This is a genomic window from Arthrobacter halodurans, assembly GCF_041877255.1.
Classification (GTDB): domain Bacteria; phylum Actinomycetota; class Actinomycetes; order Actinomycetales; family Micrococcaceae; genus Arthrobacter_N; species Arthrobacter_N halodurans.
In genome coordinates this window covers 67,525-82,526 of sequence record NZ_JBHDLJ010000002.1, presented here as the reverse complement: position 1 = coordinate 82,526, position 15,002 = coordinate 67,525, and the positions used below count along the sequence as shown (strand labels likewise).

Here is a 15,002-nt window from a genome sequence, read left to right as displayed (position 1 = left end):
GCCTGTCAAGACGCCTACAGGGACAGCGTGCGGGTGCCGAGCGCGGGTACCGTGCGCCGATGCCGCGTGCTGGTGTCGCGTGCTGGTGACGTGTGCCGTGTGCCGGCGAGGGGATCGCGTACGGACCGCACCAACTTCCCACCCAGGTCGATCGACCCTGCGTGCCGCGACGTCAGCCTGCACACACGACAGAGGCGTCGTTTCACGTGAAACGGCGCCCCATCGCGGTCGCTAGTTGGGAGAGCCCGGCGCAATCACTCCCATGATGCGATTCAGGTCGTCCACGCTCGCAAACTCGATGCTGACGCGTCCCTTCTTCGCCCCCAACGTGATCTTGACGCTCGTATCGAGACGGTCCGACAGGGCCGTGGCCAGGAAATCGAGGCGCTCGTGGCGTGCCGTGGAGCGCGGCGTCGGTTCCTTCGCCGGCCGCCGCAATCCGTCGCTCATGGCGACGAGCTCCTCCGTCGCGCGGACAGACAGCCCCTCATTGACGATGCGCTGGGCAACACGCTCCATGTCTCCGGGATCGGCCAATGCCAAGAGCGCGCGCGCGTGTCCGGCACTCAGAACACCGGCGGCCACCCGGCGCTGCACCAGAGCGGGGAGCCGCATGAGGCGTATGGTGTTCGAGATCTGTGGACGGGACCTTCCAATCCGCGCCGAGAGCTCCTCCTGCGTGCATCCGAACTCCTGAAGCAGTTGCTGATAGGCAGCGGCTTCCTCAAGCGGGTTCAACTGCGAACGGTGGAGATTCTCCAACAACGCGTCACGCAGCAGGTCCATGTCCGTTGTAGCCCGCACGATCGCGGGGATGGTCTCCAGTCCCGCTTCTTGAGTCGCCCGCCAGCGGCGCTCGCCCATGACCAGCTCGAACTGACGGTCGCCGTCTTCGCTGGAACGCCGGACGACGATGGGCTGTAGGAGGCCGACCTCCTTGATGGAGTGGACCAGCTCAGCCATGTCCTCTGCGTCGAAGACGGTCCTGGGTTGCTTGCGGTTCGGGTGGATGTTGCCGACCGGGATCTCGGCAAACGTGGCCCCGGGCACCTCCACGAGGGCTTCACGTGAAACGGCGACGTCGCTTGAGGCGAGACCGTCCCCGTCGGAAGACCCGGGCGCCGGCGCCTGAACAACGTCCCCGTCGGACGGCGGCGCTTCGGCACGTGCCCGTGCTTCGCCGATAACGTCCGGCATCTGGGGACGCCTGGGGGTGGATGCGCGCGGGACGGACCGGGAACCCGACCCCGAGCCTTCCTCGTCGGACTGACCCACAGGGTCCTCGGGCGTCTCAGCAGACTTTCCCGGCGCAAAGAACATATCCACCGGTCTGGGTTTCCTTCGATTGGACGAAGGCGACGGGCGGGAGGAATTGCCCGTCCCTGATTTCGCGGTCGCCTTGCCGGCACCGTCGGTAGACGCAGCACTGTCTGCCCGCGCCGCCGCCGTGGAGCCTCGGGTCGCAGACCCGCCGCCGCTTCCGTCCGCCCTGGGCGTGCCGCCCGGTTTGGTCATCCGGTCTGCGTCTTCCGCCGTCGGATTCGGCATCGACGCCGACTTTCCAGCGGTGGACGTCGGGGTTTCACGTGAAACGACGCCGCTCCGCGTGCCGGTCCCGTCAAGCGGGGCGGACTCCTCCGACGTCTTCGCGGGCGCTTCCGCACGCTCTGGATCGGCCTGCGGTGCACTGGATATCAGGGCTCCCAGTCCCCGTCCTAGTCCCCGACGCTTCTCCGCCATGTGATTTCCTCCCGGCGCGTGGATGCCCACTGTAAATGGGCGTGTTTGCTCGACACCGAGTCTACGCGGTCTCGAGGGAGGGGGCGGGAAGGCTACCCGCGCTCGGCGATCTCCGTCGCGGCCTCGAGGTAGGACAACGCGCCCGTGGAGCCCGCATCGTAGGTCATCACCGTCTGCTGATAGCTCGGAGCCTCGGAAATGCGGACGCTGCGCGGGATCAGGGCGCGCAAGACCTCGTTCGGGAAGTGTTCCCGGACCTCTGCGGCGACCTGGGACGCGAGATTGGTCCGTCCGTCGTACATCGTGAGCAGAATCGTCGAAACAACCAATTCGTCGTTCAGGTGCTTCTGGATCATCTCGATGTTCTTCAGCAGCTGGCTGAGACCCTCCAGCGCGTAGTACTCGCACTGGATGGGGATCAGGACCTCGCGCGCGGCGACAAAGGCGTTCACGGTCAGCAGCCCCAGGCTCGGCGGGCAGTCGATGAACACGTAGTCCAAACGAGGCTCCCCGTGCTCTTCGCGGTACTTCGCGTACTGGTCCAGGGCGCGGCGCAGCCGCTGTTCGCGGGCCACGAGGGACACGAGCTCGATCTCCGCGCCGGCAAGGTGGATCGTCGCGGGGGCGACCATCAGGTTCTCCACGTCGGGGCACGCGGCGACGACATCGGCCATCGGCACGTCGTTGATGAGGACGTCGTAGATGCTGTCCACGTCCGCGTGGTGCTCAATGCCGAGGGCGGTCGACGCGTTGCCCTGGGGATCGATGTCCACCACGAGCACGTTCAGTCCGGCCGCGCCCAGTGCGGCGGCGATGTTGACCGTCGTCGTCGTCTTGCCGACGCCGCCTTTCTGGTTGCTGACGGTGAAAAAGCGCGTCTGCTGCGGGCGCGGCAGCTTTTGGCCGCGCAGGCGCTCGCGCCGCTTGGTTTCGCTGACGAGTTGGCTGGCGAGGGGGGTGCTGTCGTCCATGGTGTCCATAACGTTCCGTACCGGTGCCTCTGCTGGGGCCTGAGCTGCTGCTGGCTGGTGTGCGTCATCGGCGCCCGCCGGGACGCCGTCGTCCGCCAAGCGTTGCGTGGCGTGAGCGCCGTCCGTGCGGGCGTCATCGTCGCCCGAACCGGAATCCTCGAGCGGGGAAACATCGCGCAGGGTCTCCGGGGCGGCGGGCCGCGAGGGTTCCGTTTCACGTGAAACCTGCGCCGAAACGCCCTCCTCAACCTCTACCGGTTGCCTAAGTTCGTGCGAGGGCGGCGCCGACGCGAACATCGCCGCCAGCGGCGGAATCCTGCGTCCGGTCTTCTTCACGTACATCCCTCTCTCGACGGTCGGGCAACCTTCCGGCCACCTGTACAGCCTAGCGGCTCAGTCCTGACCGACGCGGATGCGGACGACCGTCGTCGGCTCCTCGAGGGTGTCCGCCCCCACCGTGACGACCTCCGTGTGGCGGCCACCGAGCTTGCGGATGGCCTTATGGGCCTTCTCAACCTCTTCGGCGGCGCTGCGGCCCTTGATGGCCAGCACCTCGCCCTTGCCGTGGAGCAGTGGGATGGTGAGTCCGGCCAGAGTCGAGAGCGCGGAGACGGCACGGGCCGTCACGACGTCGACGTCGATCTGCGCCACGGCCTGCTCCGCCCGCGACCGGTACACCGTCACGTTGTCGAGGCCCAGATCGTCGACCACCTCGGACAGCCAGATGCAGCGGCGCTCCAGGGGCTCGATGAGGGTCACCGTCAGGTCCGGCCGGGCGATGGCGAACGTCAGTCCGGGCAGGCCCGCCCCGCTGCCGACGTCGGCCACCTCGGCGCCCTCCGGAATCAGCCCGGCGACCACAGCGCAGTTGAGGACGTGGCGCCCCCAAAGCCGCGGAACCTCGCGCGGTCCCAAGAGGCCGCGCTCCATGCCCGAGGTCGCCAAGTGCTTGACGTAGCGCTCGGCCAAGGGCAGGCGGTCTCCGAAGACCGCCTCGGCAGCCAGCCGCTCGGCCGGCGTCGGGACAGGGTCAACACTCACGCTCATACCGCTTTCCGTCATACCGCTCTCCGTGCCGATGGCACTACGCCTCGCTCAGGGAGACGACGATGTGCCGCCGCGGCCCCTCGCCGTCGGACTCGCTGTAGAGGCCCAAGGCCGCCACGGCGTCGTGCACCAGCTTGCGCTCGTACGCGCTCATCGGCGCGAGGGCGACGTCCTGGCCGCTCTCCTTGGCCCGAGCGACGGCGTCCTCGGCGACGCGCTGCAGCTCGCCGGCGCGGCCCGCGCGGTACCCGATGATGTCCAACACCAGGCGCGAACGGCTGCCGGTGGATGTGAGGACGGCGAGACGCGCCAGATCCTGCAGCGCCTCCAGGGCCTCACCGTCCTTGCCGATGAGCGCGCGCAGCGGCTCGTCGTCCCCGTCCTCGTTGACGATGGAGATGTAGGTGCGGCCGCCACGCACCTCGATGTCGATGTCGCCGTCGATGTCGGCGATGTCGAGAAGCTCCTCCAGGTAGTCGGCGGCGACGTCGCCCTCTTCCTCAAGCCGGCTGGGGGAGGCCTCGTCGGCCTCCTCGGGTGCCGTGTCCTCGGCCGCGCGCGCGCTCTCTTCCACATTGCTCATGGCTACTTCTTCTTCCTGTTCTTACGCTGCGGCTGGACGCGCTGAACCTTCGGCTCCTCGACGACCGGTACGGCCTCCTCGACCTTCGCCTGGCCCTTCGGCGGCAGCCCCTTGGCCGCGCGGCGCTCGTTCAGCTCGCGTTCCGCCTGCGAGCCCGGGGTGGGGTTGTTGCGGATCACGTAGAACTGCTGGCCCAGGGTCCAGAGGTTGGAGGCGGTCCAGTAGATCAGGACGCCGATGGGGAAGTTGATGCCGCCGATCCCGAACACGAGCGGCAGGATGTAGAGCATCATCTTCTGCTGCTGCATGAACGGACCCTCGAGGGCCTCCTTCGTCATGTTCTTCGACATGATCTGCTTCTGGGTGATGAACTGCGAGGCCGTCATCGCAATGATCATCACCAGTGCGGTGATGATCACGGAAATGCTCGGGGAGCCGGAGTTGATCGTCGCCAGGAAGGTGTCGGAGAGCTTGGCCCCGAAGATCGAGGACTGGTCGAAACTGCGGATGTGCTCCGCCGACAGCGCGCCGATGGGTTCCCCGGCCTGGCTGGCCTTGGAGGCGTTGTTCAGGACCGTGAAGAGCGCGAAGAAGAACGGCATCTGGACGAGGATCGGCAGGCATGACGACAGCGGATTCGTCTTGTGCTTCTTGAACAGCTCACGCTGCTCGGAGATCATCGCCTGCTGCGAGAGCTGGTCCTTCTTGCCCTTGTACTTCGCCTGCAGCTTGCGCAGATCGGGCTGGAGCGCCTGCATGGCACGCTGCGCCTTGATCTGCTTCACGAAAACGGGGATCAGGGCGGTGCGGATGAGGAGCACCAGGAAGACGATGGACAGGGTCCAGGTCCAGCCCGAGTCCGGATCCATGCCCAGTGTGGTGAAGAGCTCGTGGAACGCCCAAAGGATCCACGAAACCACCTGGCGGAAGGGCCACAGCAGCGTGTCAAAGAATTCCATTAACTGTCATGCTCCTCGAGCCGCGTCTGCGGCGTCATCGTCGGCGGGAATCGGCGGATGATTCATCACCATGATCTTGGGGGTCTTACCCTCTGGCCAAATCCGGTGCCCCGCGGGCACGTGGTCGACGCCGCCGTGGCTCCACGGATTGCAGCGGACCAAGCGATAGGCCGCCAGCCCGGTTCCCTTCACCGCTCCATGGACCGTGACGGCTTCCAGGGCGTAGGCGGAGCAACTGGGAAAATACCGGCAGACGTCGCCGTAGAGCGGCGACACCACGGTCCGGTAGGCCTTCAACAGGAGGATCAACACGTGGCGCGGCAGGTCGATGACCTGGCGAACGAAGCCGGAGGCCAGCTGGCGCTCATGCGATGCCATCGTTGTCCTTCCCTGCGCGGCCGGATGCCGCCTTGCGGTCCGCCGCGCGGCAGGCCTTCTCCAACGCCTCGGCCATCTCGGCCGAAAGCTCGGTCCAGCCGGCCGTGGCCGCCGAAGGAAGCGCGCGGACGACGACGTCGTAGTTGACGCCACGATGGGACAGCGCCTGGGCGGCCACTGCCCTCAGTCTTCGCTTAACGAGATTGCGCGTCACCGCGTTCCCGACCGCCTTGGACACGATGAAGCCGAACCTCGTCGGAACCGTGGTCCCGGGTGTGGTCCGGCCTCGCGCGTATAACACTACGTTCCGGCGCCCAGAGCGGGCACCGGAACGCACGGTGGTCGAGAAATCCGCGGAGGACCGCATCCGATGCTCCCTTGCCAGCATGGCTAGGCGCCGGGGCTGAGCGGTGGGGAGATCACGGGGCGATCCGCGCGGACCAGCTCGTGGTTATGCAGAAAGTTCGGTACGGCCCTTGCCGCGGCGGGCTGCCAGGATGGCGCGGCCGGCGCGGGTGCGCATACGAAGACGGAAGCCGTGCTTCTTGGCACGACGGCGGTTATTCGGCTGAAAAGTCCGCTTGCTCACAGTAGTAACTCCAAGACGATCATTTGATGCGCCTTAACCCGTTGCTACAGGGGGGAAGAACAGGCTGACGCTCGTATTCAAGTGGCGCTTCCGGGCGTCGCGGCGCCCCTCGCGGAAAACCGCAGGGAGGGCGTACGACAGCGACGAAAGCGCACACACAGGACTAAACCACGGTAGGGGACGGAGCCTCCCCGCGTCAAACCGGGCCTGGGCGCAACACGACGCCGGCGCTCGGCGCCGGACGGGACAACCCTAGCGTGAGTTCACACACCCTGTGGGTAGCGAATCCACAGATGTGGACAAGGTGCGGCCTTCGGCAGGCGTCCGGGCCCGGGCCCGAGGCCCCATTGGCCGCGGAACCGCGCGGTTTAAGGCGTCCACTGCGGCACACCATCACATCCCGGTCCAACCAGCAAGTTATCCACCGTCTGTGAATAACACTGTGGATGACGGCTAGAATCGTAGTTCCGGTTCGCGGCCTCGCGGCGCGCATCCGGGCCCCGAACCGCCGCCGGTCGGGCGGCAACACTCCTGAGGGGAACCAATTGTGAGCACGGACGAATCCAACAGCGTGGGCAGCGCCTGGCGCCAGGTGGTGCGCAAGCTGGAGCAGGACGACAGGGTGACCCCCCGGCAACGGGGCTTCGTCGTTCTGGCCCAGCCCCAGGGGCTCATCGGCACCACGCTCCTGCTCGCCGTCCCGAACGAGCTCACGCGCGAGGTCCTGCAGACCCAGCTCAAGAACGCCCTGGACGACGCGCTGCGCCAGGTTTTCCAGGACGACATCCTGTGCGCGTTCAGCATCGATTCAGATCTGGTCCCCGAGCCGGCGCCGGCCCCCAAGGAATCCGAGCAACCCCCGGTGCCGAAGGAACGCGTCAGCGACAACCGCCCGCAGCCTTCCCCGCCGTCGACGTCGCAGGAGTTCGGCCGCCTCAACCCGAAGTACATCTTCGACACCTTCGTCATCGGATCATCCAACCGTTTCGCTCACGCGGCAGCGGTCGCCGTCGCGGAGGCACCCGCCAAGGCATATAACCCGCTGTTCATATACGGCGACTCCGGTCTGGGAAAGACCCACCTCCTGCATGCGATCGGGCACTACGCGCGCCATCTCTACAACGGAATCCGGGTGCGCTACGTGAACTCCGAGGAGTTCACCAACGACTTCATCAACTCGATCCGCGACGACGAGGGCGCCAGTTTCAAGCAGACCTACCGCAACGTGGACATCCTGCTGATCGACGACATCCAGTTCCTCGCGAACAAGGACGCCACGCAGGAGGAGTTCTTCCACACCTTCAACGCACTCCACAACCACAACAAGCAGGTCGTCATCACCTCCGACCTCCCGCCCAAGCAGCTGGCGGGCTTCGAGGACCGAATGCGCTCGCGCTTCGAATGGGGCCTCCTCACGGACATCCAGCCGCCGGAGCTGGAGACCCGCATCGCCATCCTCCGCAAGAAGGCCACCGCGGAGGGCCTCTCGGCTCCGGACGACGTCATGGAATACATCGCATCCAAGATCTCGACCAACATCCGAGAGCTCGAGGGCGCGCTGATCCGCGTCACCGCGTTCGCCTCCCTGAACAGCCAGGGCGTGGACATGGCCCTCGCCGAGGCTGTGCTGAAGGACCTGATCACGGATGAGGGAGCGCAGGAGATCACGCCGGCGGCGATCGTGGCCCAGACGGCGGAGTACTTCAACCTCAGCATCGAGGAGCTCAACAGCAAGTCCCGCACGCGGACGCTGGTGACCGCGCGGCAGATCGCCATGTACCTGCTTCGTGAGCTCACGGACATGTCGCTCCCCAAGATCGGGCAGGAACTAGGCGGCCGCGACCACACCACGGTGATGCACGCCGACCGGAAGATCCGGCAGCTCATGGCCGAGCGGCGTGCGATCTTCAACCAGGTGACCGAACTGACCAACAGGATCAAACAACAGCAACGCGACGGCTAAAGACCCGTTCAGCCCCGGAAAACCGGCGAAAACCACAGTTGTGGACAAACCTGTGGATAGTTAAGTGGACGAAGGCCCTTAAGCTGCGCATAACTGCCCACACCCCTGTGGATCCCTTAAACGACGCGGAAGTTTGTCCACCGGCCCCCGGCACTTGGCCCGGCTGAACCAACATGTTGTGAACATGCTTAAACTGCGAAGTTGAACCAACGAGCGGGGTTATCCACAGTATCCACAGCACTTATTAACACTACGAATCCCACCTTTTCTAAGATTCCAAATAACAAGTTCCCCCCGCCGACCCGCACTCTCCGCACCGCTCCACCGAACCCCGATCTTGGTATTCCCCGTTCCGGGCTTCGGGCTAAGCTTGCACGGAAAGTTGTCACCCACATGCTGTGAAAGGCGGAGCTACGTGAAGTTCAGTGTCGAAAGGGACGTCCTGGCGGAAGCCGTGTCCTGGACCGCCCGGTCACTGTCCCAGCGCCCGCCGTCACCCGTCCTCTCCGGAATCCTCATCACCGCCGCGAACAGCACGGTGACCCTCGAGGGTTTCGACTACGAGATTTCCGCGCACCTGGAAATCTCCGCGGACACCACCGAAGAGGGAACCATTCTGGTGTCCGGCAAGCTCCTCGCCGAGATCTGCCGCAGCCTTCCCCAGGCAAAGGTGACCATCGAGACCGAAGGTTCGAAGGTCACCGTCACCTGCGGCCGCAGCCGCTTCCATCTCGCGACCATGCCGGTCGCCGACTACCCGACGCTCCCCGTCCTCCCGGAGATCGCCGGCATCGTCGACGGCGAGGCCTTCGCCCAGGCCATCAGCCAGGTCATCGTCGCGGCCTCCAAGGACGACACCCTCCCCATCCTCACGGGGGTGAAAATGGAGATCGAGGACGACCTGATCACGTTCCTCGCCACGGACCGCTACCGCCTCGCCATGCGCGAGGTCTCCTGGCGGCCGTCCACCCCGGGCATCTCGACCTCGGCGCTGGTCAAGGCCCGCACCCTCAACGAGGTCGCCAAGACCCTCGGCGGGTCTGGGGACATCAAGATCGCACTCGGAACCTCCAGCGACCTCATCGGCTTCGAAAGCGGCAACCGCCGGACCACGTCCCTGCTGGTGGACGGCGACTACCCCAAGATCCGGTCGCTCTTCCCGGAAAACACCCCGATCCACGCGACCGTCCGCACCAGCGACCTCGTCGAGGCCGTGCGTCGCGTCGCCGTCGTGGCGGAACGCAACACCCCCGTGCGCCTCGCATTCACGGATGGGCAGCTGGCCCTGGACGCCGGAACGGGCGAAGACGCGCAGGCGGAAGAGGCGATCGAGGCGCAGCTCGACGGCGAAGAGATCACCGTCGCGTTTAATCCCGCCTACCTCGGCGAGGGACTGAACGCATTCAGCAGCGAGTTCGTCCGCTTCTCCTTCACCACGGCGCCGAAACCGGCGATGATGACCGCGCAGAAGACCATCGACGGCGACGACGAGGACGACTACCGGTACCTGGTCATGCCGGTGCGCCTGCCCAACTAGACCCACCCGCTCGGAGCGGCGCCGCCACAGGCGGCGGAGGTCTCCCGAAGAGACGGAGGAGAATCCCGTGCACATCGGTCTGATCGGCCTGGGCAAGATGGGCTTCAACATGCGCGCCAGGCTCCGCGAACGCGGCGTCGAAGTCACCGGCTGCGACCGCAACCCCGAGGTCTCCGACGCGGCGTCCGTCGACGAGATGGTCGCGGCGCTTCCGACGCCGAGGATCGTCTGGATCATGGTTCCCGCCGGCGGGCCCACGGATTCCGTGGTCTCCGAGCTCGGCGGGAAGTTGCGACCGGGCGACCTCGTGATCGACGGCGGAAACACCCGCTTCAGCGACGACATCCGACACGCCGCCGAACTCGCGGACCGGGGCATCCGTTTCGTCGACTGCGGCGTCTCGGGCGGCGTCTGGGGTCTGCGGAACGGCTACGGCCTCATGGCGGGGGGCTCCTCGGAGGACGTCGAGGAGATCCTCCCCATCATCGACGCACTGCGCCCCGACGGGGAGCGCGCAAGGAGCTTCGTCCACGTCGGAGACGTCGGCGCCGGCCATTACGCCAAGATGGTCCACAACGGGATCGAGTACGGCATCATGCAGTCCTACGCCGAGGGCTACGAGCTCCTCGCGGCCAAGGACATCATCAAGGACGTTCCCGGGACGTTCGCCGCGTGGCAGGAGGGCACCGTCATCCGCTCGTGGCTGCTGGACCTGCTGGTCGAGGCGCTCCGCGCCGACCCCGAGCTCGCCGACGTCGCCGGCTACGTCGAGGATTCCGGCGAAGGCCGGTGGACCGTGGAGGAGGCCATCTCCAGCGCCGTTCCCGCGCCGGCCATCACGGCCGCGGTGTTCGCGCGCTTCGCGTCCCGCCAGGTGGACGCGCCGGCGATGAAGATGGTGGCCGCCCTGCGCAGCCAGTTCGGCGGGCACGCGGTCAAGCGCCCGGGCGCCTAGCCGGTACCGCGATGTACGCCTCGCACGTCTCGCTCACCGATTTCCGCAGCTACGCGCAGGTGGACATCGAACTCTCGCCGGGAACCACGGTCCTGGTGGGGCCCAACGGCGTGGGCAAGACCAACATCGCGGAGGCCCTCGGCTACCTCTCCACGCTGTCCTCCCACCGTGTCTCCACGGATGCCGCCCTCATACGCTTCGGGGCCGAGCGGGCGCTGGTGCGCGCGCGGGTCCACCGGGCCGGCCAAGCGAGTTCCGTGGAGCTGGAGATCACTGCGGGAAAGGCCAACCGGGCGCGGATCAACCGGGCCAACCCCGTGCGCGCCCGCGACGCGCTGGGCATCGTGCGAACCGTGCTCTTCGCGCCGGAGGACCTGGCGCTCGTCAAGGGGGACCCCGCGAACCGCCGCCGGTTCCTCGACGACCTGCTGGTGTCCCTGCAGCCGCACCACGCGGCGACGCGCGGAGACTACGAGAGGGTGTTGCGCCAACGAAACGCCCTGTTGAAGTCGGCGCGGGCCGCTGGACGCTTCACTTCGGGCCACGAGTCGACACTCGAGGTTTGGGACCAACACCTGGCGCAGGCCGGGGCGCGGCTCCTGCGCGGGCGCCTGGACACGCTGGCCCTGCTCGCGCCCCACTTGCAGGACGCCTACGCCGGACTCACCGACGGATCGAAGGCCGCGACCGCGGTCTACCGGTCCACGATCCTTGAGGACCTCGACGACGACGGCGCCTCCGCTCCGACGGCGGGGGCCGTCGCCGAGCAGGAGTGGCTGGCCGCGGCCGCGCCGGCAGAACTCGAGGATCGTTTCCTGGCGACCCTCGCGGCACACCGGAAGAGGGAGCTGGAGCGCGGGCTCACCCTCGTCGGACCGCACCGCGACGAGCTGCTCCTGAGCCTCGGATCCGCGCCCGCGAAGGGCTACGCCTCCCACGGGGAGACCTGGTCGATGGCGCTGTCGCTTCGCCTGGCGTCCTACCGCGCGCTGTGCGAGGACGACCCGCGCGAGGGCGCGCGTCCCATCCTCATCCTCGACGACGTCTTCGCCGAGCTCGACACGGGACGGCGGACCCGGCTGGCGGCCGTCGTCGCGGATGCCGAGCAGGTCATCGTGACCGCGGCCGTGCCGGAGGACGTTCCCGCGGAGCTCGGGGGACGCGTGCTCACGGTCCGGCCGGGCAGCGTCGGACCGGCCACGGTCGGATCGGACACGGCCGGACCGGACACGGGGGCCCCGTGAGCAAGGACAAGGCCACGGGGGGCCCGGCGCCTCGCCCCGAGGAGTTCGACGCGGCCCGCGCCATGTTGAACCGGATGAGGGAGGCGGCCCAGGCGCGCGGAGAGATCCGCATCAACGCCGCCGCGGCGCAGAAGGCGGGCGAACGGCAGGCGGAGGCCCGCGCGAAGCGGTGGAAGTCCCCGGCGGCGATCCAGTATGAGGACGGCCGCGATCCGCAGGGGATCGGGAACGTGTTCTCCCGCATGGTGCGCGACCGCGGCTGGACCTCGCCCGTCGCGGTCGGATCGGTCATCGCCCGGTGGCCCGAGCTGGTCGGACCGCAGATCTCCGCGCACTGCACGCCCGAGAGCTTCGAGGACACCACCGTGATCGTCCGCTGCGACTCGACGGCGTGGGCGACGCAGCTGCGCCTGCTCAGCCACAGCCTGCTGAAGACGTTCGACGAGAAGCTGGGCCCCGGCGTCGTGACCATGATCCGCGTCCTCGGGCCCTCGGCGCCGAGTTGGCGCAAGGGGATGCGCCGGGTGGCCGGGCGCGGGCCCCGCGACACCTACGGATAGCCGGTCCGCGGAGGAACCGGGTCGCCCGCCGCCGGAGCGCCTGCAGGCGCTCCGCGAGGCGGGCGGGCACATAGACCCTTGGCGGGTGCCCGCCGAGGCCGTCCTACGCCGCTTTTTTCGCCAATGACGGGCTATTGGCGCGGGATCAGCGCGCTTCTGCGGGGCGGAAGCGGTAGAATTGTGGCCATGGCGTCTCTCCCTGACGGTGAGACGCCGGTTCATGAGTGGCCGCCCGCGCGGCGGCCGCCCGCCGCGAATGCACCGAGTGCACAAGGAGTCTGCTGCGCCTGTGGATACTGAGAACACCGCACCCCAGGAAAACCCCTCCGAGGAACCGGCCGATCCCGGCACCGGGGGGACCGCGGGCGATGCGGCGCAGGCCGTGCCGGCGGAACCGGACGCCCCCTCCAGCACGCGGGTGACGCACGAATACGGCGCCAGCGACATCACGGTCCTCGAGGGTCTCGAGGCTGTCCGCAAGCGCCCCGGAATGTACATCGGCTCGACGGGCCCCCGCGGCCTGCACCACCTGGTGTACGAGGTCGTCGACAACTCCGTCGACGAGGCGCTGGCCGGCCATTGCGACCACATCCAGATCACCCTCCAGGCCGACGGCGGCGTTCGCGTGGAGGACAACGGGCGCGGAATCCCGGTCGACATCCACCCGACGGAGGGCAAGCCCACCGTCGAGGTCGTCATGACCATCCTGCATGCCGGCGGCAAGTTCGGCGGCGGCGGCTACGCGGTGTCCGGCGGACTCCACGGCGTCGGCATCTCCGTGGTCAACGCCTTGTCCCGCCGCGTCGACACCGAGGTCCGCCGGCAGGGGAGCGTGTGGCGGATGACGTTCGCCGACGGCGGCAAGCCGCAGGGCGAGCTCGTCCGGGGAGAGGACACCGACGCCACCGGGACGCTGCAGACGTTCTATGCGGACCCGGCGATCTTCGACACCGTCGAGTACGACTTCGAGACGTTGCGCGCCCGCCTGCAGCAGATGGCGTTCCTGAACAAGGGTCTGCGCATCACCATGACGGACGAGCGCACGGTCGACGACTCGGCCGACGAGATCGCCGAGGACACGGACGAGGAGCGGGCCGAGGAGGCCGACGAGCCGAAGCACCGCGTCGTCGACTACTGCTACAAGGATGGCCTGCTGGACTACGTCAAGCACCTCAACGCCTCCAAGAAGGTCGACCTGGTCCACGACGACGTCATCGCCTTCGAGAGCGAGGACAAGGACAAGCGGATCTCGGTCGAGATCGCGATGCAGTGGACCACGGCCTACTCCGAGTCCGTGCACACCTACGCGAACACCATCAACACCCACGAGGGCGGCACCCACGAGGAGGGTTTCCGCGCGGCGATGACCTCGCTCATCAACCGCTACGCGCGGGAGAAGAGCCTCCTGAAGGAGAAGGACGAGAACCTCACGGGCGACGACATCCGCGAGGGCCTCACGGCCGTCATCTCCGTCAAACTGGGGGAACCGCAATTCGAGGGCCAGACCAAGACGAAGCTCGGCAACTCGATCGCCAAGGGCTACGTCCAGGGCGTGGTCAACGAGGAGCTGGGCGACTGGCTCGAGCGCAATCCGAACACCGCGCGGGACATCATCCGCAAGTCGCTCTTCGCGGCGCAGGCCCGCCTGGCCGCGCGGAAGGCCCGCGACAACGCCCGCCGCAAGAGCCCCCTGGAGTCCTTCGGCATGCCGGGCAAGCTCTCCGACTGCTCCTCGAAGAACCCCGTCGAGTGCGAGGTCTACATCGTGGAGGGCGACTCGGCCGGCGGCTCGGCCAAGCGCGGCCGCGACCCCCGCACGCAGGCGATCCTGCCGCTGCGCGGGAAGATCCTCAACGTCGAGCGCGCGCGCCTGGACAAGGCGCTGGGCAACACGGAGGTCCAGTCGATGATCACCGCGTTCGGCACGGGCATCGGCGAGGAGTTCGACGCGACCAAACTCCGCTACCACAAGATCGTCCTGATGGCCGATGCCGACGTCGACGGCCAGCACATCACCACGCTGCTGCTGACGCTGCTCTTCCGCTACATGCGGCCGCTGATCGAGAACGGCTACGTCTATCTCGCACAGCCGCCGCTGTACCGCATCAAGTGGTCCAACGCCCCACACGACTACGTCTACACCGACCGGGAGCGGGACGACGCGCTCAAGGCCGGGGCCGCGGCGAACAAGCGCCTGCCCAAGGAAAACGGCATCCAGCGCTACAAGGGCCTGGGCGAGATGGACTATACGGAGCTGTGGGACACCACCATGGATCCGGACCACCGCACGCTGCGCCAGATCACCATGGACGACGCCGCCGCGGCCGACCAGATCTTCTCCGTGCTGATGGGCGAGGACGTCGAATCGCGGCGCAACTTCATCCAGCAGAACGCCAAGGACGTGCGCTTCCTGGACATCTAGTCCGGACCGCCCCGTTCCCCGCGTTCCCAGGCCCTTGACCACAGAAAGAATTCG

At 67.4% G+C, this 15,002-nt stretch carries 14 protein-coding genes; 6 read left to right on the top strand and 8 right to left on the bottom strand.

The window, feature by feature from the left end:
- Positions 1–231 precede the first annotated feature (231 nt).
- The 8 genes from ACETWP_RS02745 to rpmH form a co-directional block, all read right to left on the bottom strand.
- A complete protein-coding gene (locus tag ACETWP_RS02745; protein WP_373970661.1) occupies positions 232–1,740 on the bottom strand; it encodes a ParB/RepB/Spo0J family partition protein in 1,509 nt (502 codons plus the stop codon).
- Between the two features lie 92 nt (positions 1,741–1,832).
- Entirely contained in the window at positions 1,833–2,810 is a 978-nt protein-coding gene (locus tag ACETWP_RS02740; RefSeq protein WP_373971011.1) for a ParA family protein, read from the bottom strand.
- 294 nt (positions 2,811–3,104) lie between these two features.
- Positions 3,105–3,758, bottom strand: a complete 654-nt coding sequence (rsmG, locus tag ACETWP_RS02735) for a 16S rRNA (guanine(527)-N(7))-methyltransferase RsmG (protein WP_373970660.1) — start codon at positions 3,756–3,758, stop codon at positions 3,105–3,107.
- Positions 3,759–3,795: 37 nt separating this feature from the next.
- Positions 3,796–4,341 (bottom strand): Jag family protein, encoded by a 546-nt coding sequence (locus tag ACETWP_RS02730; protein WP_373970659.1) that lies wholly within the window; start codon positions 4,339–4,341, stop codon positions 3,796–3,798.
- 2 nt (positions 4,342–4,343) lie between these two features.
- Positions 4,344–5,300 carry a membrane protein insertase YidC gene (yidC, locus tag ACETWP_RS02725; RefSeq protein ID WP_373970658.1) on the bottom strand — a complete coding sequence of 319 codons (957 nt, stop codon included), beginning with the start codon at positions 5,298–5,300 and terminating at the stop codon, positions 4,344–4,346.
- A 6-nt stretch (positions 5,301–5,306) separates the two neighbouring features.
- Positions 5,307–5,678 (bottom strand): membrane protein insertion efficiency factor YidD, encoded by a 372-nt coding sequence (gene yidD / locus ACETWP_RS02720; RefSeq protein ID WP_373970657.1) that lies wholly within the window; start codon positions 5,676–5,678, stop codon positions 5,307–5,309.
- Positions 5,665–6,045, bottom strand: coding sequence for a ribonuclease P protein component (gene rnpA / locus ACETWP_RS02715; RefSeq protein ID WP_373970656.1), 381 nt, complete (start codon positions 6,043–6,045; stop codon positions 5,665–5,667). Before rnpA ends, yidD begins: the two co-directional genes overlap by 14 nt.
- 84 nt (positions 6,046–6,129) lie before the next feature.
- Positions 6,130–6,267 (bottom strand): 50S ribosomal protein L34, encoded by a 138-nt coding sequence (gene rpmH, locus ACETWP_RS02710; RefSeq protein ID WP_003800212.1) that lies wholly within the window; start codon positions 6,265–6,267, stop codon positions 6,130–6,132.
- Positions 6,268–6,814: 547 nt separating this feature from the next.
- On the opposite strand from rpmH, the gene dnaA reads away from it, so the two are divergent.
- The 6 genes from dnaA to gyrB all read left to right on the top strand — a co-directional run bounded on the left by dnaA (position 6,815) and on the right by gyrB (position 14,948).
- Positions 6,815–8,230: a chromosomal replication initiator protein DnaA gene (gene dnaA, locus ACETWP_RS02705; RefSeq protein ID WP_373970655.1), complete on the top strand. Its 1,416-nt coding sequence runs from the start codon at positions 6,815–6,817 to the stop codon at positions 8,228–8,230.
- A 415-nt stretch (positions 8,231–8,645) separates the two neighbouring features.
- Positions 8,646–9,767, top strand: coding sequence for a DNA polymerase III subunit beta (gene dnaN, locus ACETWP_RS02700; RefSeq protein WP_373970654.1), 1,122 nt, complete (start codon positions 8,646–8,648; stop codon positions 9,765–9,767).
- 67 nt (positions 9,768–9,834) lie between these two features.
- The gene (gene gnd / locus ACETWP_RS02695; RefSeq protein WP_373970653.1) at positions 9,835–10,722 is read left to right on the top strand and encodes a phosphogluconate dehydrogenase (NAD(+)-dependent, decarboxylating); all 888 of its coding nucleotides are present in this window, start codon (positions 9,835–9,837) and stop codon (positions 10,720–10,722) included.
- Between the two features lie 11 nt (positions 10,723–10,733).
- A complete protein-coding gene (recF, locus tag ACETWP_RS02690; protein WP_373970652.1) occupies positions 10,734–11,966 on the top strand; it encodes a DNA replication/repair protein RecF in 1,233 nt (410 codons plus the stop codon).
- Positions 11,963–12,526, top strand: a complete 564-nt coding sequence (locus ACETWP_RS02685; RefSeq protein ID WP_373970651.1) for a DciA family protein — start codon at positions 11,963–11,965, stop codon at positions 12,524–12,526. The genes recF and ACETWP_RS02685 overlap by 4 nt, the downstream gene beginning before the upstream one ends.
- Before the next feature lie 382 nt (positions 12,527–12,908).
- Entirely contained in the window at positions 12,909–14,948 is a 2,040-nt protein-coding gene (gene gyrB / locus ACETWP_RS02680; protein WP_373971010.1) for a DNA topoisomerase (ATP-hydrolyzing) subunit B, read from the top strand.
- Positions 14,949–15,002: the final 54 nt, after the last annotated feature.